This is a genomic window from Pseudomonas sp. CCC4.1 (assembly GCF_035019225.1).
Taxonomy (GTDB): Bacteria; Pseudomonadota; Gammaproteobacteria; order Pseudomonadales; family Pseudomonadaceae; genus Aquipseudomonas; species Aquipseudomonas bubulae.
On the sequence record NZ_JASJWL010000062.1, the window covers coordinates 1 to 21,428 of the forward strand.

A 21,428-nucleotide genomic window follows, 5' to 3' on the forward strand; every position below is an offset into this window, starting at 1 on the left:
AGATGTGTATAAGAGACAGATCTCAAGCGATACTACTCTCGCCATCTTCAGGCTGAACGAACGCTGAAAGTGGGTGAGAACTCACAACCCGAAACGCTGTGGTAGTGGCCAATTGCTCAGCGCGAGGGCTACTATGGCGCGTTGTTGCCATCGCTTCACGTCAAAGACTTCCAGGGAGGGTCGCTATGTGGGTTGATAACGAGACGGAAGTAGACTTCCTTAATTTCTCTGGGGTTGCTGACACAGTTGCCGAGATCGTCTATCAGGCGAACGGCCGTCCAATTTCCATCGGCGTGTCCGGTGCTTGGGGAGCGGGCAAGTCGTCGATGATCAAGCTGATCCAGGCGTCCCTTAAAGACCCGCCCGAGCGCAATGAGAAGCAGGCTAAGGACTTCGTGTTCGTCGAGTTCAATGCGTGGCTATACCAGGGCTACGACGACGCCCGAGCCGCCCTAATGGATGTGATCGCATCACGCCTAGAGGCTGAGGCCCAGAAGCGAGCAAAGGGGCTGCAAAAAGCAGCTGAGTTGGTATCACGTGTCGATTGGTTGCGTGCTGCGAAGCTCGCCAGCAGCACGGCCATTTCGTTTGCGACTGGTGCACCGACACCTGGGCTGCTGGGCGAGATCATCGGGCTGGTTGATCGACTTCGATCCGGAACGGTTGATCAGGACACGATTGAAACACTGCACGACACTGCTGAGCAGGCCAAGCAGGAGGCTGAGAAACTCTTTCATAGCGCGCCTCCCAAGAAGTCTCCACCGAAAGAGATTCAAGCGCTCAGGGATAATTTTGAGGCTATCTTGGATGATCTGGGTGTTACGCTGGTCGTGCTGATCGACGACTTGGATCGCTGTCTACCCGAAACGACGATTTCTACACTGGAAGCCATCCGACTCTTCCTGTTCCTGCGCAACACGGCATTCGTGATTGCCGCTGACAACGAGATGATCAAGCACGCCGTTCGCAAGCACTTCAGCGGTGTGCCTGACGATGTCCTCGTCACCAGCTACTTCGACAAGCTGATTCAGGTGCCGATTAGGGTTCCTCCTCTGGGCACCCAGGAAGTCAGGGCCTACATGATGATGCTGTTCTTGGAGAACAGCACGCTCCCCAAGGACGTGCTCGAAGAAATCCGTATCAAAGTACGCGGGCAGCTTCGGACAACTTGGCAGGGTAGTCGGGTAGATCGCGCCTTTATGCAAGGCTTGTACAACGACTACCCAACAGAGCTGATCGGCAAGTTTGACACTGCTGAGCGCCTGGCCGCTGTCATGACGTCGGCTTCTGGTATCCAGGGTAACCCCCGACTCATCAAGCGTTTCCTGAACGCCCTAGCTATCCGGATGAGCATCTCTCGCGCCCAAGGTGTCGGTGTCGACGAGGCTGTGCTGGTTAAGCTGATGCTGTTCGAGCGAAGCGGCAATCCCAAGGCTTACGAGGAACTGATGAAAGCCGTGGCTACCGATAAAAATGGCAAGCCAGCCATGCTCGGCGAGTGGGAAGCGGATATCAAAAAAGGCAAGAATCTGTCACTGCTGCAGCCCTGGGATCAGCTTTTCGTGAAAGAGTGGCTAGCTCTGCCTCCTGCATTGGCGGACAAAGACCTGCGTGGAGCGATTTACGTCAGTCGTGAGCATGCGCCGATCATTACGGACGAAGATCGGCTTTCGTCGGAAGCAGCGGAGTTGCTGACCGCGCTACTCGAAACGCCGGGAATGGCCATGCATCTCAAAAGCCGGTTGGCGCTCATCGCACCGGTCGAGATCAACGTGCTGATGGATCGCCTCCTGGATAAGGCGGGCGGTGAACAAGAGTGGGGCGTCCCAGACATTCTTGAAGCTTTGCTGGTTGTTGGACGGCTTGATGCCCAGCAGGGGCATCGACTGGCTGCATTTCTGAAGGAGCGTCCGCCTGCCCAAATCCAAGCGGGTATTGTGCCGAAGCTAACCGATGAAACATGGGCAAAGTCGGTGTACGAATTCTGGCTGACGGCTGACGTCAGCGGGCCGGTGAAGGCTGCAATAAGGAAATTCGATGGGAACCTCACAAAATAACGATGGGCCTGGAAAAGGCCTGCCGTTTGTACCACCGTGGACACCTCCGCTGCCGCCGTTACCTTCTAAGCCGCCAGAGCCTCCGGAGGATGACCCTCATGACGATGGGCCACCTGAACCGGATAAGGACGAGCCTAAAGACGGCGATGACGTTGTCGATGATCCCAGACCAATGCCGCAGGCACCTCCACCCCTAGCGCCGCCAGGGCGATTCGGTGGTGCCCGACGTGGCCTTGGCGACTACGCGAGCAATGGTGATCGCGGTAGCTTGCGCAAGAGCCTTCGGGAGTATGTGCGTCATGGGTACGGCGGCGCCAAAACCACCACTGCTCGCTTTGGCGGCACTGCGTCGATCGCGGGTGTGTTTGGCAACACGCTGGAAGCTGTCGCTGGTAGTAATAATCAAACCGGCCCAGCCGTGCTTGATCCTGCCCTGTGGCAGGGCAAATCTGCTTCTGAGGTCATGGATGCGCTGGTTGAAGCGGTGCGTCCAGTGGACGGTACCCAAGATGCAGAGGCCGAGCGTGCTTCCATTCGAGGCTCGCTTTCTGATGTTCTAGTGCGTTATCCAGATGCCGATCTACTCAATCTGTCGGTTGAGCAGCGGGAGTTTGCCATCGAGCGTTTTACTGCGATGGACGTGTTCCATCGGTTTGAGCTCGACCTAGGCAAAACTATCCAGGAAAAGGCCAAGTCGGCGTCCATTGCAGTGCGTCGCTTGAAGGAGATCAAGGATTACATCAGAGAGTGCGTCTCCGCATCGTTCCGCAAGATCGCTGCATCGAGTGCGCGTTTGACCACGGGTCGAATATCCCAGATGGTCACGCAAGCGTTGCAAGACACCTTTGAAGTGTTTGAGGGGTACGTAGAATGAAATTCGTGTGCGGCCCAGTTGGCTTCAGTGTGCCGGGCGCCGAAGATGCCATTCAGGTGGTGATCTACGGCAAGGCAGAGAAAGGGCAGGTAAGCGTAGGTGGTTATGCTCGAGAGCTTCTGGAGAAAGCCCACCTGGAGATCAATCCCCAAGCTTGGGATTTCCTAAGCATTGCGCTTGCGGTAGTGGCGGCAGACTTCACTGCTATTCGGGCAAAGAGCGCTGATGCTTGGACGCGCGTGATCAATCTCGAGATCGCCGTTCAGGATACGGTTTTCTGGAATAGCCAGGCGCGAGCACTTGAAGGGGCTTTGCGTTTCCTCACCACGGATCGTTGGACGCTTTCTTTCCATGCGGGCGGTTTTGGCCCTCCTGCTCAGCTGCAGGCCTTGCACCCAAGCGAAGATTCAGTGGTGCTGCTGTCGGGCGGGCTAGACAGCTTGATTGGTGCCATCGACTTGGTGGAGCAGGGCGTGAAGCCTTACGCGGTTAGCCAGATTGTGAGAGGCGATGGAGAGAAGCAGGCCACCTTCGCGAAGAGCCTGGGTTTGAACCGGATTGGCCTCAATCACGTTACCAAGTCCCCTGGCCAACAAGAGCCTTCGCAGCGTGCGCGCTCAATCATTTTCTTGGCATTTGGACTTGCGGTGGCGACCTCGCTTGATCGTTACCATCGGGGTGAGACAGTCCCACTCTACATCTGTGAGAACGGCTTCATTGCCATTAACCCTCCCTTAACGATGTCGAGGTTGGGGAGCCTGAGCACAAGAACAGCACATCCTGAGTACCTTGGACGGCTCCAACAGATCTTTGATGCTGCCAGCATCAATGTGCAAATCCGAAACCCTTATGCCCTAATGACCAAGGGTGAAATGCTCGCCGCATGCCGAAACCAAGAGCTGCTCAAAGAGCATGCTGTGGCCTCAACCAGTTGCGGGCGTTTCCAACGTTTCGGCTACAAGCACTGTGGGCGGTGTGTGCCTTGCCAGGTGCGTCGTGCTTCCTTCAAACGCTGGGCTGCGATAGGCGACGACACCCGGTATGTTTACGACAACCTAAGTCAGGATGATCTGCAGCACGGGAAGTTTGAGGACGTGCGATCTGTTGGCATGGCGTTAGCCAATGTTGCCCAAGAGGGATTTGAGCACTGGCTGGGACATTGTCTCTTTTCGCCCTTTATCCAGGATCGAGCTGGCTACAATGCGATGCTTGCTAGAGGATTGAACGAGCTTGGCCACCTGCACCGGGCCTACCAAATCACCTAGCTGATTCATCGCAACGCCTCGTAAAGCTCAGTGCGAGTCGATGCTGTGCTTCAAGTGCGGCATCGACATAGGTAACCTCACGGGTTGACCTTTACAAGGCCGTGAAGGCTGATGTGCGCTGGTAAGTCAGCTAGGGAGTACCTTTTTACGACATTAATGAGAGCTGTGGAGAAGTGCATGTTGGATGCTGGGTTTTTCGATCCGCGTATGCCGTGGTGCTTTGAGCAGGTCGCGCAGGATTACAGCCAGAAGCTCGCCGCGCTTGGTAAATGGCTTTTTGTGGGGAGTGGCGCGTTGTTTTTTGTTCCGCTAACCCAGTGGATGGCACTTGGATTGGCCGGTGCTCTGCTTGTGACTGCTGTCATCCTGGGGCGTGCTTACAATGAGCATGTCGATGAATTCATCAAGCACACTTCGGTTGCAAATCTCGTCAAGATCTTCGCTCCAACGTGGCGATACATGCTCATTACGAGCCTTCTTCTCGGGGTTGGCTTAGGACTGAATGAGTGGAGTTTCTTCGCCGAGCATAAGCAAATCATTATTGGTTTGTTTGTTTCGGGCGGGATTCTGGATGTGGCAAAAGGCTTCTTCAGCAACTGAAGAATGGCGGGTAGCGGGCCGGTTTGGCCAGTAATCTGCCACGCAGAGCCGCTACCAGACGAACCTTTGTATACTGCCCCGCATGTCGCAGGAGTACACATGAGTTCATTGCCGATCAATGCCGCGTTGCCGGCTCTTCTTGAAGCCCTCCACAAACGAGATGAAGTGGTGCTCCAAGCACCGCCAGGTGCCGGTAAGACGACGCTCGTCCCGCTCGCTTTGCTCAACGAGCCTTGGCTGCGAGGGCAGACGATTATCATGCTCGAGCCACGACGGCTTGCAGCGCGCGCAGCTGCGGAGCGAATGGCCAGTGAGCTTGGTGAGAAGGTCGGTGAGACCGTTGGGTATCGCATTCGCCTGGATAGTAAGGTCGGGCCGAAGACGCGAATTGAGGTGGTGACAGAGGGGATCCTGGCGCGCCGTCTGCAGAGCGATCCTTCTCTCGACGGTGTCGGCTTGGTGATCTTCGATGAATTCCACCTCCGAAATTTGGATGCGGATCTAGCCCTAGCTCTGACTCTCAATGGCCGCGAACTCTTCCGCGATGATGCACCACTGAAGGTGCTGCTGATGTCGGCAACACTTGAAGGGGAGAGGCTATCGCGCTTGCTTGATGATGCTCCAATCGTGACCAGCGAGGGCCGGATGTTTCCGGTTAAGACGATCTGGAGCAAGCCCCAACAGCCGGGTGAGTACATCGAGCCGCGAGTCATCAGTGCGTGCTTGGATGCGCTCGCTGAACAGACCGGCAGCGTGCTGGTCTTCCTTCCAGGCCAAGCGGAGATTCGTCGAGTCGTGACGGGCTTGGAAGAGGCTCTGAGCAACTCTCCATCCCTTCAGCCTGACGTACTTCTTTGCCCTCTTCACGGCGAGCTCGACCTGAATCAGCAGCGGGCTGCGATTGATCCTGCCCCATCAGGAAAGCGGAAGGTAGTACTGGCAACGAACATCGCTGAGACGAGTATTACCATCGACGGTGTGCGTGTCGTTATCGATGCAGGACTTGAGCGGGTTCCTCGCTTCGACCCTCGCAGCAGTATGACCCGCTTGGACACTCAACGCATATCCAAAGCAAGTGCAACTCAGCGCGCTGGTCGAGCAGGCCGAATCGAGCCAGGTGTGTGCTATCGACTCTGGTCTGAAGCCCAGCATGATCAGATTCCCGCTTTCAGTTCACCTGAAATTCAGCAGGCAGATCTCACAGGCTTAGCTCTCCAATTGACGAAGTGGGGCGTGCAGCCGGGTGACCTGAAGTGGCTTGATGCTCCGCCCGCAGCTGCTTACTCCCAAGCGAGCGATTTGCTTCGGCGCCTTGGCGCGTTGCAACCAGATGGGCAACTGACAAAGCACGGGCAAGCTATGGCAGAGCTGCCGAGTCATCCACGGATTGCTCATCTCCTATTGCGAGGTCACGAGCTGGGTCTGACTGAGACGGCGTGTAACATTGCAGCGTTGCTCGGCGAGCGCGATATTCAGCGTGGTGGTGGAGCAGACCTTCACAGCCGTTTGGCCATCATGTCCGGTGAGCAGAGAGCACAGCGCGGGGAGCAAGGGGGGGGCCAACGCGCGAAGCAACTCGCTAGGCAATATCGGTCATTCTTGCGCGGCCAAGCATCGCAGCCAGTCGCTGATTCAAACCACCCTCAATGGGTGGGCTGCCTGCTGGCCTTGGCCTATCCCGATCGGGTAGCGCAACAGCGCCGCGCTGGCGGGGCTGAGTATCGTTTGGCGAATGGTCGTGCGGCGATGTTCACCGAGACCGATGTGCTGATGAAGCATTCGTGGCTGGTGATCGCTGACTTGGGTAGCCGACAGGGGCAGCGGGAAGAGCGAATCTACCTCGCGGCCGACTTGGACGAAGCATTGTTCGAGACTGTGCTGAAAGAACAGGTTACCCAGGTGGACGAGCTCTACTGGGATGAGCGGGAAGGTGCTTTGCGCGCTGAGCGACAAGTGAAAGTAGGGGAGTTGATTTTGTCCCGCTCACAACTGGCCAACCTGGGCGATGAGGCTCGTGTACAGGCGTTGCTTAACTTTGTTCGTCGTAAGGGTTTGGAGCTTTTGCCCTGGACGCCCGAGCTTCGCCAGTGGCAGGCGAGGGTGGAGTTGCTGCGCATATTGGATGAAGAGTCGGGTAACCGAAGTGAGTGGCCTGACCTACGTGATGAGGCATTGCTGCAGTCCCTGGAAGAGTGGTTGGGGCCATATGTCGGTAAAGTCACTCGCCTCAGTCATTTTGGCCAGCTCGACTTATCGTCCGTCCTGCGCAACCTTCTGCTCTGGCCTCTTCCGCAGCAGCTTGATTCCCAGGCGCCCCAGACGGTTTCGGTACCGTCTGGATCGAATATTCGAATCGACTACAGTGAGCGACCTCCGGTTCTTGCAGTGCGACTCCAGGAGCTGTTCGGGCAATTGGATACGCCACGCATTGCGAATGGACGACAGGTGCTCAAGCTGCATCTTCTGTCACCGGCACGCCGTCCGGTACAGGTTACTCAGGACTTGGCGAACTTCTGGGCGTCGACCTACATCGAGGTGAAGAAGGATTTAAAGGGTAGGTACCCAAAGCATTTTTGGCCTGATGACCCTTTGATCGCGGAAGCTACCGCACGAGCTAAACCGAGAGGAACATAGCTAGGCTTCAGGCAATTTATAGGTATCGTATTATAACTCTGCGAAATGAGAGCTTGTTTACCGGTTGGCAGTTGATGGAGCGTGGCGCAGTCAAAGGTCATCCCCCGAAGGATCAGTCCTTCTGCCAATACCGCTGAACCGTCGATGTGGGCAGGCCTAGTTCACGGGCAGCTTCCGCTTGGGTCTTGCCCTGCTTTCTCAGGCTAATCACAGCACTGACGCTCTGGGCGTTCGCTCGAGTGCCACGACCGCGCTTTTTCAACGCGCCATCCTGCATTTGATCCTCCATGATATTGAGTCCCCCCGACTCTATGAAGCAAAGGAGTTCCTTTTGCGCCTTTTTCAACTCGGACTCGGGAGATTCTTTGTCACGGATCGCCAAGCACAACGCCATGAGCGTAAGAAGGTTGATACCGAGCGTCTCGGCCACTTTTACAAGGGTCGGTAGCGTAGCCTGGATTTTCCCTTGTTCCAGCAAGCTTAGGTTGCTCTGGCTGATAGTCCCTGCTAGGGCTTCATAACCTAATCCTTTCAGTTTCCGGATGGTGCGTAGGGTGATGGCTAGCTCTTCCTTCACGTTCAGTATCTCAAAAGGAAGAATAGAGCCACAGTCGTGTAGGCCCACCAAATATCATATGTTGTTATTGGTGAGCTGCTTCCTTATCATGTCCATTCAATGGGCGGCGCGCTGACCCGCAAATTGGGGATGCTTCAGCAGCTTCCCTATCTGGCTGCCAAATGTATTAGCAGCGTTTATCTAGAGGATCGCCTTGAGCTAAGCCGATCAAAGGTTTGGCAGGGCAAGGACTGGGTTTTTTGCCGTGTTTGTAACTTATAACAGTGAACTGCAGGGGCAATTTAAAGCGCCGGAGAGTGTTCGGATGCTCTGGAGATCAGTGGACATCAGTCGTTGTGAATACTCATTTCTGATCGAAGGCATGGGATGGGAGGATGGATGCATAGGCCCGGTTGCGCATCTCGTCACGGATGTGAGCACCATCCAAATGATGCGCGCAGCAGAGGTTGGTAATTTCCTGAGCGTGAGCAAAATCCATCTTATCCAGCCGCCTGCAAAGAATAATCAGGGCTCATACACCATGGAGCCTCTATCCGATATTCGGATTCAGGCCGGTACCGAAAGGAATCCGGTCTACGAGTTCGTAACGGATGTAGGCCGGATCTACACGAGCGCAAGGCAATGAAGTTCCATGATCAGGAGGACACATGGCTGTGACTCTGGATGATGTCACTTAATCTTTTTACGGCGCATCAGCGGTCGCACTAGGCTGGCATGGAACTGCGAGTGGGCTCGTTAGCTACTGCTGCTACATAAAGAGAAAAATGCTATGAAGCTGCAAATTTATTCAGATTTGCATAACGAATTCTCGCGATTCGAACCTCCTACCAGCGACGCGGACGTAGTGATTCTCGCCGGCGATATTGATATCAAATCGCGTGGAGTCTCATGGGCGAACGACACATTCCAGTGCCCTGTTATCTATGTGTGTGGCAATCACGAATATTACGGCGGCCACATAGGTCACACACTGCGAAAGATGAAAAACGCTGCATTGCCCCATGTGCATGTACTCGAAAACGAGATGCTCATTCTCGATGGCACACGCTTTTTGGTCACAACGGCCTGGACGGATTATTCGGCTACTGGTGATGTGGTTGCGGCAAAGCGCGTTGCTTGGGATTCGATGAACGATTTCTTGGTGATTCGAGCCGACTTGGATTACAGACGCCTGCGTCCAGATGACCTAGTCGCGAAATCAATGAGGGCTCACCGATGGTTAACCCAAGAGCTTAATAGACCTTTCGACGGCAAAACAGTGGTGGTCACACACCATGCACCAGTGTTGGATCGTCTGGGTGACGATCACCCCGGACATCTGGCTGCAGCCTATGCGAACGATTGGTCAGAGCTACTTAGTAAGGCTGATCTGTGGATACATGGACACACGCATTTTGCAGCAGACTTCCTTAAGAACGGGTGCCGAGTGTTTTCAAATCCGCGCGGATATCGGGGGCAAAGTACAGGCTTCGATCCTGAGTGCTTGGTAGAGGTTTGATGGTGAGTATTTCTCTGCAGTTCCATGCTTTAGGCTCGTAGTCGCTAGATCAAAACTAGCGGGTATGAGATTGCTCGAACGGTCGGTATTTAGAGCGAATTTGAGGGTTGTGAATGGTCACTTTAAATGAAATCTCGCAGCTGCTTTACGGCGTAGGGGAAGAGATGCCTGGCTGGCAGGGCACCCAGGACGAACTAATTGCATTGGCCGCAAACGCCTTCCCTGGCAAAGCCTTCTGTGTTGTGGAGCAGTGGATCCTGATCGACCTCACTGTGACACCTGCGGAGAAGGAAAAACTCACCGGGCTTGGTCTATTGCCCGCGACCCTGTTCGCCCATGAGGTCGTGCTCGATAGCCGTAATCGATTTCAACCCACCATGTGGGTACGCAGTAATTTCGGCGTGTCTTCCAACGCTTACATGTTTGAAACCAAAAATACTGTCTATCTCCTGCTTGGGCCTGGACTGAGAAAAGAGGCTGGCATTGGTGCCGCTTTTTCAATGAAGGTAGGGTGAGCGATGCTGGCCGACGGTGTATTCATGGTCGTTTTGGAGCTTGAGTTGGATGCCTGAAGTAATTGAGCTGGAATTTCATAGTAAAGATGTCAGCGAATTTCAGCTGCACCGTTTGGTGCGAGCAAGCTTTCGCAAATACACGGTGCCTGTCACGGCATTCATCAGCGACGCTTTTATTGCAGATGACACATGCGTCGGGGTGTCCTTCGACCATTCGAAGCGTGACGATGCATACCACAGGGTGGATGGTTCCATTCTTCTCACAGGTAAAATTCAGTCAGCGAGAAAAGAGGGCCGGTTTTGGTTGCTCGAGACTCAAGATGGTAATTACGTCATCACTAGCTTCAGGCGAGACCTGGGCAGAGCTAGCTTTTTGAAGCTTCTCCAGTCCGCCGATAGATCCTAATCGGTAGTATGAAAGCCATCATTTGATAACCTGGTAGGGCCGTGTCATATGCCAGATGAACGATGGTCAGTCGTTAGGGCAATAGCCCATTTTGACGAGTTGCTCGACCAGGTGATCACGACTCGCAAACCAGTTTTCGTTGATGGAGAACGCAGGACTGCGGTGTTCATTTCAATGGAGGAGTGGCTGTCGATTCAGGACAAGCTCATTGCTCGAGCTCCCTCAAACCTCTGAACTTTCGCTTGCTAGGCCTCTTACGGTTTTAGTCTGCTGCGCTCCGAGTCCACCATGCGGAGCGCTTCAAGCGGCATCTGTCCTGTAACGCTCGCCTTAGCTCAGTAACCGAGCTCGTTCAGCAGCTGTTGCAAAAAACCACGGCGCCTACGAATCGCGCACAGGATTAGATAGTCGCGGTCGGTATCGGTTGTTGAAATATGCCCGGCGTCCACCAAGCCATGGATGTAGCCTTCAGCTTTTCCTCTCGCCTCCAGCAGGGCTTCGATGGAAGTGCTTTTGAAAATGTCGCCAGCAATGAGCTGCCACCGCTTCTTCTGGCGGTTCCCAACGGGGTCGTCGGAAAATTTCGGTGCGTTGATAAGTGTGTTGAAATCGGCAAGTGCGTCAGGTGTGTTCAAAGCGAATTCTCGGAACGGTGATAACTGAGTTGAGGCTATCATGCGCACACTAAGTCGCTTGTTGTGAGCTGGTTTTTGTAGGCGCTGGCGCGAAGGGACGACTTCAATGATGGTGCACGCTATCGGTGGCACCTTTGAACATTGCGGAGCGTACAGGCAGTGTTATTCAGCGATTACATTCTTAGCCCGGAGTTGGTATGGGATATCTCAGCCTAGAGGACATCTACCCGGATGACGTACACAAATATGGCCATATGCGGGTAGGAATGACCGATCTCTACGTTAAAGACAATCACGCCGCTTATGGTGTGGTGACGCGTGGCGAATGCCGCGAGCTGACCAGTAGGTTACTGCGTGACGAAACAGTGCAAATGATCATTAGCGCTAATCTCGCCGCATTGCCAGAGGACTACGATCCGTGGATTAGGCGGATCGAACGCAATCGCGCCTTACACGCTAGGTATGGGGACAAATTCGATCCATGGGGAGACGACAGACCTTCATGAGGGCTTCGGCGAAGCCCGTATAGCGGTTCGTTCCAAGGATTATGGGGGCGGCTACTGTTGGCTGGAACGTGCGCATATCCTTACGTAACGTCGTACCCTCCTGCATACATAATCCCATGTTTGGATGTTGCGCGTAGGCATCATGACAGGTGGGGTTTCGGGAAGTTTTGGTACAAATAATACGCGTATTTGCAGTGCTGCTATTTTCTAGAGTATGGGTGCCTTGGGGGAACACAGGTCGTGCCAAAATAAGCGCTTTTCAGTTGATGCCTCTCTCCAAAACCGAAATCTCTTCTTGACGAAGATTGACCCGCTGACGATCTTTTGAGTAGTTGCCGCATCCTTTCACCCGCATGGAGAGTCATATGAGCGCTGGTCATAGTCACGGTCAAGCTCGTGCAGGACACGAGAAAAAATTGTGGATCGCTTTGGTGTTAACGACAAGCTTCATGATCGCGGAGGTCATTGGGGCTTTTGTGACAGGCAGCTTGGCGTTGTTATCCGATGCGGCTCACATGCTAACCGATTCCACTGCCTTGGCTATTTCATTGATAGCTATTCAAATTGCCAAACGCGCTGCGGATAAAAAGCGGACATTCGGCTATGCACGATTTGAGATCCTCGCAGCTGCTTTTAACGCGATTTTGTTGTTCATGGTGGCGGTGTACATCTTGTATGAAGCTTATCAGCGGTTTAAAGCCCCGACAGAAATCCAATCGACAGGGATGCTGATCGTCGCAGTGATCGGACTAGTTGTGAACCTTGTTTCAATGCGGTTGCTAATGTCTGCCAGTGCCGAAAGTCTTAACGTAAAAGGCGCGTACCTAGAAGTATGGAGCGACATGTTGGGCTCCATGGGCGTAATAGGGGCGGCATTGATCATTCGTTTTACCGGATTCACTTGGGTTGACTCGATCGTTGCCGCAGCTATCGGCCTGTGGGTGCTTCCCAGAACCTGGGTTTTGCTCAAAGAAAGCATGAACATCCTGTTGCAAGGGGTTCCGGATGGCATCGATATCGCTGAAGTGGAAGCGTGCATCAGGGCGGTTGAAGGCGTTGAGGATATCCATGACCTGCATATCTGGGCCCTGACCAGCGGCAAGAATGTCATGAGTGCTCACCTTGTAATCTTGCGTAGCTCCCGATCTGAGCAAGATATATTGGCTGAGGTGACTCGGCTGATGAGCGAGGTATTCCATATCAGCCATACGACTCTTCAACTGGAAAACTTGCAGTTTCATGCAGCGCTTGAAGAAAACGAAGGCATGCAGCACTAGAGCGGGATCTTGCAAACATCTCATGTCGGAGTAGGGGTTGCTGCGATTTACTCAGAACTCAGCGGACATTAAAAAACCTGACCACAGGCGCATGTCCAGTGGTGCAGGGAGGGTTGCACAGGTTTGTTGCGGGAATTTACCCTTGAACCTTTCTAGCCTGTTGCCAAGTGGTCTGTCCGTCGAGGTTTGGGAAGCTCAGCCTGAAAACGGTCATGCTGCCAGGCATGCTTTGAACATCCGCAGTTCCCTGGTGGAGGTTCATGATCGATCGAACAATAGCTAAGCCAAGACCAGTGCCACCTTCAGCACGCGAGCGACTTGTATCAATCCGATAAAAGCGGTCAAACAAGTGCAACAGATGCTGAGGTTCGATTCCTGCTCCAGGGTTGCCTACAAGTAGCGATACCTGTTCGGCATAGTTTTCAATAACAATTGAAATAGATTGTCCCGCAGGGCAATGGCGAATTGCGTTGGACAATAGATTGGATATTGCTCGCTGTATCATTAACCTGTCGCCAATCGTCTTGCCAGTTCCGGTAACATTCAGGGTGATACGTTTCTCTTCCGCAGACAGTGAAAACAGATCGACCACCTTAAATGCTTCATCTTCTAAGGTGATTGTTTCGAACGGGACAAGTGCCGCGGGATGGCTGACCTGAGCTAAGAAGAGCATATCCGAGACAATTCGCGTGACACGCCCCAACTCCTCGGTGCATGACTCCAGCACAGCTTTGTATTCTTCTGCCGGACGCTCCCGAGAAAGGGTAACCTGGGCCTTGCCCATCAAATTGGTGATCGGGGATCGTAATTCATGGGCTAAGTCATCTGAAAATTGCGACAACTGCTGAATACCGCTGTCGAGCCGGTGCAGCATGAAGTTGATGCCATGAGCCAACTCACTAAGCTCCTGAGGCATTTTAACAACAGAAAGTCGATGGTTGAGATCTTGAGCCGAGATCATGGCGGCGACCTTCCGGAACTCTCTCAGTGGAGAAAGTCCTTGTTGTACTACGGCCCAAGCACTTGCTCCGATGAGTATTAGTAAAAGCGGTAGTGCAATAATCGTCGACCTAAGGTACGCGCTGAGCAGCGCTTCATCGTTCGCACAATCCATCGACAGCAATACGGGAACGCTTACACCGTTCTTTAATGGGATGAGCTTGGATGCGGTAAGGAAGTGTCGACCTTCACCATCTGAATTGGTGGAATAGGAAACCTTGTCAACGGCAGCAGTCGCAGCTTTCAACTCAGTCCGCGGATCCGACAATCCAGGCCCAAATTTCAGTAAGGGCGTCCTGAGGTTTTTCAGATCATAGATGGTCAGATTCAGATTGTCATGTCCCATGACTTGATCCAGTAACGAATGCGGTTTTGAATTTACGTCGGCCGTGTCATCGTATAGCGAGAGGCTATGTTCAACCTGCTCCATCTTATTGATCAGGCTGTTTTTTGCCAACTTATCCAGCTCATGCGTCAGCGCAAAAAAGGCCAAGACAGCCAAAAAAACTACCAACAACGCCCCCAAGATACTTACTGTCAAACCTAGTCGCATTGACAGGCTGACCGGCTTCATACTCGCGCCTCTAATACGTAACCAACACCGCGAAGGGTGTGGATCAACTTGTTATCGAAGGGGTCATCTATTTTGGCCCTCAGCCTACGGATTGAAACCTCGACAACGTTAGTGTCGCAATCAAAATTCATATCCCAGACCAGTGAAATGATTTGGGTGCGAGAAAGCACTTCTCCAGTCTGGCGCATCAGCAAGTGCAACAGCGCAAACTCCTTGGTTGTTAGATCTATGCGCTGCTCACCGCGAAAAGCACGATGACGTCCTTGGTCTAGTTCCAGGTCGGCTACTTTTAGTACCTGCGGGACAGGTATGTGCTCACTGCGTCGCATCAGGGTTCGTACCCGTGCAAGTAACTCAGGAAACTCAAACGGTTTAACCAGATAATCATCGGCACCCAAATCTAGTCCGCGTATCTTGTCCGCTAGGCGCCCTCGGGCCGTCAACATCATGACCCGGGCATTACTGCTTTGTCGTAGACGTTCAAGAACACCCCAGCCATCAAGTTCGGGAAGATTAACGTCAAGTATCACCAAATCATAAACATGTTGGCGCGCCAGATGTAGTCCATCCGCGCCATTTATCGCACGATCAACAATGTAGCCACTTTCAGTCAGTCCCTGATGTAAGTATTCGGCAGTTTTGAGCTCGTCCTCAACTACAAGGATTCGCATAACATTTCACCTTCTTAATGACTAGAGTTAAAGGGGTTCAGAAAAGTAATAAACGTATACTGTGGTTTTCTGATTGGTATTGTCTTTTTATAAGATTCTCAATCTTCATATGGTTTGAATAACTTACGAGATGACAGCCTTCACTCTAAAGCCTGTAGCTGCTTTAGGGTCAAGCCAAAGCTGCGGTTTTGAGGCGCCAAAGCTAGGGTTGCGACAATCTGTCGCGGGAAATAATCCATAGGCTATATATCCATAGAGAGCTCATATGAATACCCCAATTCGACAAGTGCGCTTCGGCAGATAATTGCTGAATTTTTGTTTCATCATATTTCCGCCTTAAGTTTTTCTTTTTTAACACCTCCTATATTAGAGCAAAACCTACAGCAGTAGAGCTGGATAACATATTTGTAATTCTTCAGTCACCTTGTTGATAGATGAAGAACTCTACAGTTATCACGTTGAGAAAATTCGCTTTAAAGGAAGTATAAAATTGCGTTGGCTTAGAAAGTTAGTTACCCCCTTGCGTACCATAAAATCCTTGTTGGTAATAGGCCTAAGTTGCACGTTTGCACTATCAGGCACGGCTTTTTCCGCTGGTTCGGTTTCACAGGCGCTGACAATGGATCAAGTGCTTCAAATGGCGTTTGCCAACAACCCTGACCTAGCGGCAGCACAGTGGGAAATTGGTATCACTCAGGGAGATCGGCAGCAGGCGAGCTTGATTCCCAATCCTGAGTTGTCTTGGGAGGCTGAGGATACCCGGCGTAATTCGCGCACTACGACGGTGATGATCAATCAGCCGATCGAGCTTGGTGGTAAGCGAGGCGCTAGGATCGAAGTGGCAAGTCGAGCGCAAGATGCAGCCGAGATTGAATTGGAGCGCAAGCGTAATGTTCTACGTGCCGATGTCATTCAGGCGTTTTACAACACATCTACGGCTCAGCAAAGGTTGCTGTTATCACGTCAATCACTTGAGCTCGCACAGCGTGGCTTGAATGTAGCTCAAGGTCGCATCAGTAGTGGCAAGTCATCGCCTGTTGAAGGTACGCGAGCAGAAGTCCAGTTGTCGGAGGTACGCCTAGAGCTGAAACGGGCAGAGCGAGAGGAGGCAAATGCCTATCAACAACTCGCTCGAGTCATTGGTGTGCCTTTGCCGGCGTTTGCGTCTGTAAGTGATTCAAGTCAGCCAATGCCAACTGTACCGGAACCTTCGCTGCTCCTTAATCGCATCGGTCAGACTGCGGAGTTACGGTTGGCAAAGCTGCAAATTGACCAGCGTGAAGCCTCACTTGGCTTGGAGAAAGCCCAGCGCATTCCTGACCTAACCGTAAGTTTAGGTAGCCAATACGATGAACGGGAGCGTGAGCGCGTGAATGTCGTAGGGCTGTCGATGCCCATCCCATTATTCAATCGTAATCAGGGCAATGTGTTGGCAGCCGCCCGCCGAACTGATCAGGCCCGCGACCTTCGCAATGCCAGCGAGTTACGCCTGCGCACAGAAATTCAGACCACTCTAGCTCAGTGGAAGACAGCGAACACTGAAATCACGTCGTTCAATCAAACCATCCTGCCTGCCGCGCAAAGTGCTGTAGATACCGCTACCCGTGGTTTCGAAATGGGGAAATTCAACTTCCTAGATGTGCTAGATGCCCAGCGCACCTTAATCAGCGCGCGCGGCCAGTACATCCAGGCCATTGCCGAGGCGACAGACGCCTGGGTGCGTATCGAGCGAATTTTCGGTGATGTCGACAAGCTCACTCATACCCCTTGAATTTCATATAACACTTTTTTAACCGCTACTCAGCATCGCAGTGCCACGGTAATCCGTGACTGCCCACTGAGCTGCGTAGGGAGTCCCATGGATAAAAAACAAATCCTTGTCACCGCACTGACCCTCACGGTGGGCATATGTGTTGGTTCGCTCTGGATGGGTAGCACGTCAACAGCGTCCACCGGCGTACAGACGCAAGAAGAGCAGGGCCACGATGCTGATCACAGCAACGAGGGTGCGGCCAAGGAGTCAGTTGATGGCGGGCATGAAGAAGGGGAAGCAGAAGAAGGTCACCTGACTCTGAGCGACGATCAGATCAGATCTGCCGGCATTCAGTTAATCGAAGCTAAGGAACAGAGCATCAGCCTCTCATTGCCGTTTCCTGGAGAAGTCCGTTTCGATGAAGACCGTACTGCGCATGTGGTACCCCGGGTTCCTGGTGTCGTCGAGTCGGTACATGTCAATCTTGGCCAAACAGTGAAAAAAGGTCAGCTACTAGCCGTGATTGCCAGTCAACAAATTTCTGATCAGCGCAGTGAGCAAGCCGCAGCGCAACGTCGTCTAGAGTTGGCGCGCACTACCTACGAGCGTGAACGCCAGTTATGGCAGGACAAAATCTCTGCCGAACAGGATTTCCTTCAAGCCCGTCAGGCTCTGCAAGAGGCCGAAATCGCTGTCAGTAATGCCCGACAAAAAATCAGCGTACTTAGTGGCAGCTCGGTGATCAGTGGTGGCAACCGGTATGAGCTGCGTGCACCGTTCGATGGCGTTGTGGTCGAAAAGCACTTGGGCCTTGGTGAGGTTGTCAGTGAAACCAGCAATGCTTTTACGCTCTCGGACTTGTCGCATGTTTGGGTGACTTTTGGCGTTTCCCCTAAGGATTTGAGCAAAGTCCTGGTGGGCAAGTCTGTCACGGTTAGTGCCGCTGAGTTGAATGCGGAAGTTACGGGTGCCGTGGCCTACGTTGGGAGTTTACTGGGTGAGCAGACTCGTACCGCCACTGTCCGTGTGTCCATAGCGAATCCGCAAGGGGCTTGGCGTCCCGGGCTGTTCGTAACCGTACTGGTTGATACCGATACCCGGCTGGCGAAAGTCGCAGTACCAGAAGCAGCAATCCAGACGGTCGAGGATAGGCCAACAGTTTTCGTTCGAACTGATGACGGGTTTAAGGCGCAAGCAGTAGTAATAGGTAGTCGTGCAGCAGGTCTGGCTGAGATCACAGAGGGCCTGGAGCCCGGAGCTCAAGTCGCTGCTGCCGGCAGCTTCATTCTGAAATCAGAACTGGGTAAAGCCTCGGCTGAACACGCCCACTGATCCGCCACTTCCACGAGAAGGTTCTCATGTTCGAACGCCTAATCCAATTTGCCATCGAGCAACGCATAATCGTCCTGCTCGCGGTTCTCCTCATGGCCGGACTCGGCATTGCTAGCTACCAGAAGCTGCCGATCGACGCCGTGCCCGACATCACCAACGTCCAGGTGCAAATCAATACTGGTGCCGCAGGTTTCTCGCCACTGGAGACTGAGCAGCGCATCACTTTCCCTATTGAAACCGCCATGGCAGGTCTGCCGGCACTTGAGCAGACGCGTTCACTCTCACGCTCGGGGCTTTCACAAGTTACGGTGATTTTCAAGGAAGGCACCGACCTATTCTTCGCCCGGCAATTGGTCAATGAACGATTGCAGATGGCAAAGGAACAATTGCCCGAAGGCGTGGAAGCTGTCATGGGGCCGATTTCTACCGGTTTGGGTGAGATTTTTCTGTGGACTGTCGAGGCCCAAGAAGACGCCGTAAAAGAGGATGGTAGTCCCTATACGCCGACCGACCTGAGGGTAATCCAAGATTGGATTATTAAACCTCAGCTGCGCAACGTTCCTGGGGTCGCCGAAATTAACACCATTGGCGGATTCGCCAAGGAATACCAGATTGCTCCGGATCCAAAACGCTTGGCCGCTTACAAGCTGACCCTGACAGACATTGTGACCGCGCTGGAAAGCAACAATGCTAACGTAGGAGCCGGCTACATTGAGCGCAGTGGCGAACAACTACTGATTCGTGCCCCTGGCCAAGTGGCGACCACCGACGACATCGCCAATATCGTGATCGCCAACGTCGATGGCACCCCTATACGTATTAAAAATGTGGCGACCGTGGATATTGGGCGTGAAATGCGTACCGGTGCGGCGACCGAAAACGGTCGTGAAGTGGTACTCGGCACGGTGTTCATGCTGATAGGCGAGAACAGCCGTACCGTCTCTCAGGCCGTTGCAGTCAAGCTAGAGCAAATCAACCGTTCACTGCCTAAAGGGGTGGTTGCGATCACTGTTTACGACCGTACTAACTTGGTAGACAAGGCTATTGCCACGGTCAAGAAGAATCTGATTGAAGGTGCAATCCTAGTAATCGCGATTTTGTTCCTATTCCTAGGCAATATTCGCGCAGCACTGATCACTGCCATGGTCATTCCTCTAGCCATGCTCTTTACCTTCACAGGTATGTTCACCAACAAAGTCAGCGCCAACCTGATGAGCCTGGGGGCTCTGGACTTCGGTATTATCGTCGACGGTGCAGTGGTTATTGTCGAAAATGCTATACGGCGCCTCGCCAATGCGCAGCACCATCACGGGCGCCTCCTCACTCGCTCCGAGCGCTTTCACGAAGTGTTTGCAGCAGCCAAAGAAGCCCGTCGACCACTGATTTTCGGGCAGTTGATCATCATGGTCGTTTATCTACCTATTTTTGCCCTGACCGGTGTCGAAGGGAAAATGTTCCACCCCATGGCGTTCACCGTCGTGATCGCCTTGCTAGGCGCTATGCTGCTGTCCGTAACCTTTGTTCCTGCGGCAATTGCCATGTTCGTGACGGGCAAAGTCAAGGAAGAAGAGAACGTGATAATGCGAGGAGCGCGACGGGCTTATGCCCCCGCGCTGGATTGGGTCATGAGTCATCGATCGCTGGCATTTGCCATGGCATTAGGTGTCATCGCTGCGAGTGGCGTGGTCGCCAGTCGAATGGGCAGTGAGTTTGTACCTAGTCTCAGCGAAGGCGATTTTGCACTGCAAGCATTACGAGTACCCGGTACAAGTCTGACGCAATCGGTGGAAATGCAGCAGCGCCTGGAAAAGCTTGTGCTGGAAAAAGTGCCTGAAGTCGAACGGATGTTTGCTCGAACCGGTACTGCAGAGATTGCTTCCGATCCAATGCCGCCGAACATCTCTGATAGTTATGTGATGCTCAAGCCGAAGGATCAATGGCCTGATCCAAGCAAGTCCCGGGAGACGTTGACAGAAGAGATCCAGAAAGCAGCGGCTGCTATGCCCGGTAGCAACTATGAGCTTTCCCAGCCTATCCAACTACGTTTCAACGAGTTGATTTCAGGCGTGCGAAGTGATGTGGCGGTCAAGGTCTTCGGTGATGACATGGCAGTGCTTAACAGTACCGCTGCGAAAATTGCCGCGTCAATGCAGGGGGTCGATGGCGCCTCCGAGGTTAAAGTCGAACAGACAACGGGGCTACCTGTACTGACCATAAACATAGACCGCGACAAAGCCGCACGTTACGGTCTGAACGTTGGAGACGTTCAAGACACCATTGCGGTGGCTGTCGGTGGCCGCCAGGCCGGGACGATGTATGAGGGAGATCGCCGCTTCGACATAGTGGTGCGTTTATCCGACGCCATGCGTAAGGACGTTGAGGGGTTGTCCACACTGCTGATTCCAGTCCCGGCGCTGCTCAATGGCAATGCCGATCAGATCGGTTTTATTGCCCTTTCAGAAGTGGCGACCCTCGATCTTGTACTTGGCCCGAATCAGATCAGTCGTGAGAACGGTAAGCGTCTGGTCATTGTCAGCGCGAATGTACGTGGACGGGATATCGGATCATTCGTTAAGGAGGCTAGCATCGCCATTGATCAACAGGTAGAGATTCCGGCCGGTTATTGGGCTACCTGGGGTGGGCAGTTTGAACAACTTCAATCAGCTGCCAAACGCTTGCAGATAGTTGTCCCTGTGGCTCTGCTCTTGGTATTCACCCTGCTGTTCATGATGTTTAACAATCTCAAAGACGGCATGCTGGTATTCACCGGGATTCCATTCGCATTGACGGGTGGTGTTATGGCTTTGTGGCTACGTGATATCCCGCTGTCGATCTCGGCGGGTGTTGGTTTCATTGCATTGTCGGGTGTGGCAGTGCTGAACGGTCTGGTGATGATTGCTTTTATCCGCAACCTTCGAGAAGAGGGACATTCGTTGAGTTCTGCGATCAATGAAGGAGCGCTGACGCGGTTGCGCCCAGTATTAATGACAGCTTTGGTGGCATCCCTTGGCTTTATCCCCATGGCTCTAGCTACTGGAACAGGCGCGGAAGTCCAGCGGCCCCTAGCTACCGTTGTGATCGGCGGAATACTGTCCTCAACTGTGTTGACCCTACTGATACTTCCTGCGTTATATCACTGGGCACACCGTAAAGATGAAGAGGCAGACAGCGAAAAACAAGAAATAGTATAGCAGTTTGTTTTTAAAGCCCGCTGCTGATCCTCATTAGCGGGCTATTTATATCAATGATGACGGA

Annotated in this window: 18 protein-coding genes; 14 read left to right on the forward strand and 4 right to left on the reverse strand. The window is 53.1% G+C overall.

Going from position 1 to position 21,428, the window contains the following annotated elements:
• The first annotated feature begins 185 nt into the window (after nucleotides 1-185).
• The 5 genes from QN377_RS19175 (at nucleotide 186) to hrpB (ending at nucleotide 7,430) form a co-directional block, all read left to right on the forward strand.
• The gene (locus QN377_RS19175; RefSeq protein WP_016779298.1) at nucleotides 186-2,057 is read left to right on the forward strand and encodes a KAP family P-loop NTPase fold protein; all 1,872 of its coding nucleotides are present in this window, start codon (nucleotides 186-188) and stop codon (nucleotides 2,055-2,057) included.
• Nucleotides 2,038-2,931 carry a Qat anti-phage system associated protein QatB gene (gene qatB, locus QN377_RS19180; protein ID WP_029611211.1) on the forward strand — a complete coding sequence of 298 codons (894 nt, stop codon included), beginning with the start codon at nucleotides 2,038-2,040 and terminating at the stop codon, nucleotides 2,929-2,931. Before QN377_RS19175 ends, qatB begins: the two co-directional genes overlap by 20 nt.
• On the forward strand, nucleotides 2,928-4,196 hold the full coding sequence (qatC, locus tag QN377_RS19185) for a Qat anti-phage system QueC-like protein QatC (RefSeq protein ID WP_016779301.1): 1,269 nt from the start codon (nucleotides 2,928-2,930) through the stop codon (nucleotides 4,194-4,196). The genes qatB and qatC overlap by 4 nt, the downstream gene beginning before the upstream one ends.
• Before the next feature lie 177 nt (nucleotides 4,197-4,373).
• Nucleotides 4,374-4,796: a hypothetical protein gene (locus QN377_RS19190; protein ID WP_029611212.1), complete on the forward strand. Its 423-nt coding sequence runs from the start codon at nucleotides 4,374-4,376 to the stop codon at nucleotides 4,794-4,796.
• A 99-nt stretch (nucleotides 4,797-4,895) separates the two neighbouring features.
• Entirely contained in the window at nucleotides 4,896-7,430 is a 2,535-nt protein-coding gene (gene hrpB / locus QN377_RS19195; RefSeq protein WP_016779303.1) for an ATP-dependent helicase HrpB, read from the forward strand.
• A gap of 112 nt (nucleotides 7,431-7,542) precedes the next feature.
• Here hrpB and QN377_RS19200 read toward each other — a convergent pair whose 3' ends face one another.
• Nucleotides 7,543-8,007, reverse strand: a complete 465-nt coding sequence (locus QN377_RS19200) for a helix-turn-helix domain-containing protein (RefSeq protein ID WP_228795880.1) — start codon at nucleotides 8,005-8,007, stop codon at nucleotides 7,543-7,545.
• A 244-nt stretch (nucleotides 8,008-8,251) separates the two neighbouring features.
• Here QN377_RS19200 and QN377_RS19205 point away from each other — a divergent pair, with 244 nt between their 5' ends.
• The 4 genes from QN377_RS19205 (at nucleotide 8,252) to QN377_RS19220 (ending at nucleotide 10,426) form a co-directional block, all read left to right on the forward strand.
• Nucleotides 8,252-8,632 carry a hypothetical protein gene (locus tag QN377_RS19205; protein ID WP_169870192.1) on the forward strand — a complete coding sequence of 127 codons (381 nt, stop codon included), beginning with the start codon at nucleotides 8,252-8,254 and terminating at the stop codon, nucleotides 8,630-8,632.
• A 144-nt stretch (nucleotides 8,633-8,776) separates the two neighbouring features.
• Entirely contained in the window at nucleotides 8,777-9,505 is a 729-nt protein-coding gene (locus QN377_RS19210; RefSeq protein WP_016779305.1) for a metallophosphoesterase family protein, read from the forward strand.
• 113 nt (nucleotides 9,506-9,618) lie between these two features.
• The gene (locus tag QN377_RS19215; protein WP_003444076.1) at nucleotides 9,619-10,020 is read left to right on the forward strand and encodes a DUF6957 family protein; all 402 of its coding nucleotides are present in this window, start codon (nucleotides 9,619-9,621) and stop codon (nucleotides 10,018-10,020) included.
• Nucleotides 10,021-10,069: 49 nt separating this feature from the next.
• Nucleotides 10,070-10,426 (forward strand): hypothetical protein, encoded by a 357-nt coding sequence (locus QN377_RS19220; protein WP_003444074.1) that lies wholly within the window; start codon nucleotides 10,070-10,072, stop codon nucleotides 10,424-10,426.
• A gap of 335 nt (nucleotides 10,427-10,761) precedes the next feature.
• Here the strand turns inward: QN377_RS19220 and QN377_RS19225 are convergent, their stop codons facing one another.
• A complete protein-coding gene (locus QN377_RS19225; protein ID WP_050901279.1) occupies nucleotides 10,762-11,061 on the reverse strand; it encodes a hypothetical protein in 300 nt (99 codons plus the stop codon).
• A gap of 700 nt (nucleotides 11,062-11,761) precedes the next feature.
• Between QN377_RS19225 and QN377_RS19230 the strand changes: the two genes are divergently transcribed.
• Both QN377_RS19230 and QN377_RS19235 read left to right on the forward strand, forming a co-directional pair.
• A complete protein-coding gene (locus tag QN377_RS19230; protein ID WP_228795940.1) occupies nucleotides 11,762-11,866 on the forward strand; it encodes a hypothetical protein in 105 nt (34 codons plus the stop codon).
• A gap of 66 nt (nucleotides 11,867-11,932) precedes the next feature.
• Nucleotides 11,933-12,844: a cation diffusion facilitator family transporter gene (locus QN377_RS19235; RefSeq protein ID WP_016779308.1), complete on the forward strand. Its 912-nt coding sequence runs from the start codon at nucleotides 11,933-11,935 to the stop codon at nucleotides 12,842-12,844.
• Nucleotides 12,845-12,980: 136 nt separating this feature from the next.
• On the opposite strand, the gene QN377_RS19240 is transcribed toward QN377_RS19235, so the two are convergent.
• Complete coding sequence (locus QN377_RS19240) at nucleotides 12,981-14,417, reverse strand: heavy metal sensor histidine kinase (protein ID WP_095018414.1); 1,437 nt, start codon at nucleotides 14,415-14,417, stop codon at nucleotides 12,981-12,983.
• Nucleotides 14,414-15,088: a heavy metal response regulator transcription factor gene (locus QN377_RS19245; RefSeq protein WP_003444058.1), complete on the reverse strand. Its 675-nt coding sequence runs from the start codon at nucleotides 15,086-15,088 to the stop codon at nucleotides 14,414-14,416. Before QN377_RS19245 ends, QN377_RS19240 begins: the two co-directional genes overlap by 4 nt.
• A 547-nt stretch (nucleotides 15,089-15,635) precedes the next feature.
• On the opposite strand from QN377_RS19245, the gene QN377_RS19250 reads away from it, so the two are divergent.
• From QN377_RS19250 to QN377_RS19260, 3 genes are all read left to right on the forward strand, one after another.
• Nucleotides 15,636-16,859, forward strand: coding sequence for a TolC family protein (locus QN377_RS19250; RefSeq protein ID WP_228795938.1), 1,224 nt, complete (start codon nucleotides 15,636-15,638; stop codon nucleotides 16,857-16,859).
• Nucleotides 16,860-16,946: 87 nt separating this feature from the next.
• The gene (locus QN377_RS19255) at nucleotides 16,947-18,173 is read left to right on the forward strand and encodes an efflux RND transporter periplasmic adaptor subunit (RefSeq protein WP_003444054.1); all 1,227 of its coding nucleotides are present in this window, start codon (nucleotides 16,947-16,949) and stop codon (nucleotides 18,171-18,173) included.
• A gap of 26 nt (nucleotides 18,174-18,199) precedes the next feature.
• Nucleotides 18,200-21,364: a CusA/CzcA family heavy metal efflux RND transporter gene (locus tag QN377_RS19260; protein ID WP_016779310.1), complete on the forward strand. Its 3,165-nt coding sequence runs from the start codon at nucleotides 18,200-18,202 to the stop codon at nucleotides 21,362-21,364.
• Nucleotides 21,365-21,428 lie beyond the last annotated feature (64 nt).

Excerpts from the sequence above, each read along its gene's own strand:
- QN377_RS19175 (WP_016779298.1), top strand. The coding sequence starts at position 186 with ATGTGGGTTGATAACGAGACGGAAGTAGACTTCCTTAATTTCTCTGGG.
- qatB (WP_029611211.1), top strand. The coding sequence starts at position 2,038 with ATGGGAACCTCACAAAATAACGATGGGCCTGGAAAAGGCCTGCCGTTT.
- qatC (WP_016779301.1), top strand. The coding sequence starts at position 2,928 with ATGAAATTCGTGTGCGGCCCAGTTGGCTTCAGTGTGCCGGGCGCCGAA.
- QN377_RS19190 (WP_029611212.1), top strand. The coding sequence starts at position 4,374 with ATGTTGGATGCTGGGTTTTTCGATCCGCGTATGCCGTGGTGCTTTGAG.
- hrpB (WP_016779303.1), top strand. The coding sequence starts at position 4,896 with ATGAGTTCATTGCCGATCAATGCCGCGTTGCCGGCTCTTCTTGAAGCC.
- QN377_RS19210 (WP_016779305.1), top strand. The coding sequence starts at position 8,777 with ATGAAGCTGCAAATTTATTCAGATTTGCATAACGAATTCTCGCGATTC.
- QN377_RS19215 (WP_003444076.1), top strand. The coding sequence starts at position 9,619 with ATGGTCACTTTAAATGAAATCTCGCAGCTGCTTTACGGCGTAGGGGAA.
- QN377_RS19220 (WP_003444074.1), top strand. The coding sequence starts at position 10,070 with ATGCCTGAAGTAATTGAGCTGGAATTTCATAGTAAAGATGTCAGCGAA.
- QN377_RS19235 (WP_016779308.1), top strand. The coding sequence starts at position 11,933 with ATGAGCGCTGGTCATAGTCACGGTCAAGCTCGTGCAGGACACGAGAAA.
- QN377_RS19240 (WP_095018414.1), bottom strand. The coding sequence starts at position 14,417 with ATGAAGCCGGTCAGCCTGTCAATGCGACTAGGTTTGACAGTAAGTATC.
- QN377_RS19245 (WP_003444058.1), bottom strand. The coding sequence starts at position 15,088 with ATGCGAATCCTTGTAGTTGAGGACGAGCTCAAAACTGCCGAATACTTA.
- QN377_RS19255 (WP_003444054.1), top strand. The coding sequence starts at position 16,947 with ATGGATAAAAAACAAATCCTTGTCACCGCACTGACCCTCACGGTGGGC.
- QN377_RS19260 (WP_016779310.1), top strand. The coding sequence starts at position 18,200 with ATGTTCGAACGCCTAATCCAATTTGCCATCGAGCAACGCATAATCGTC.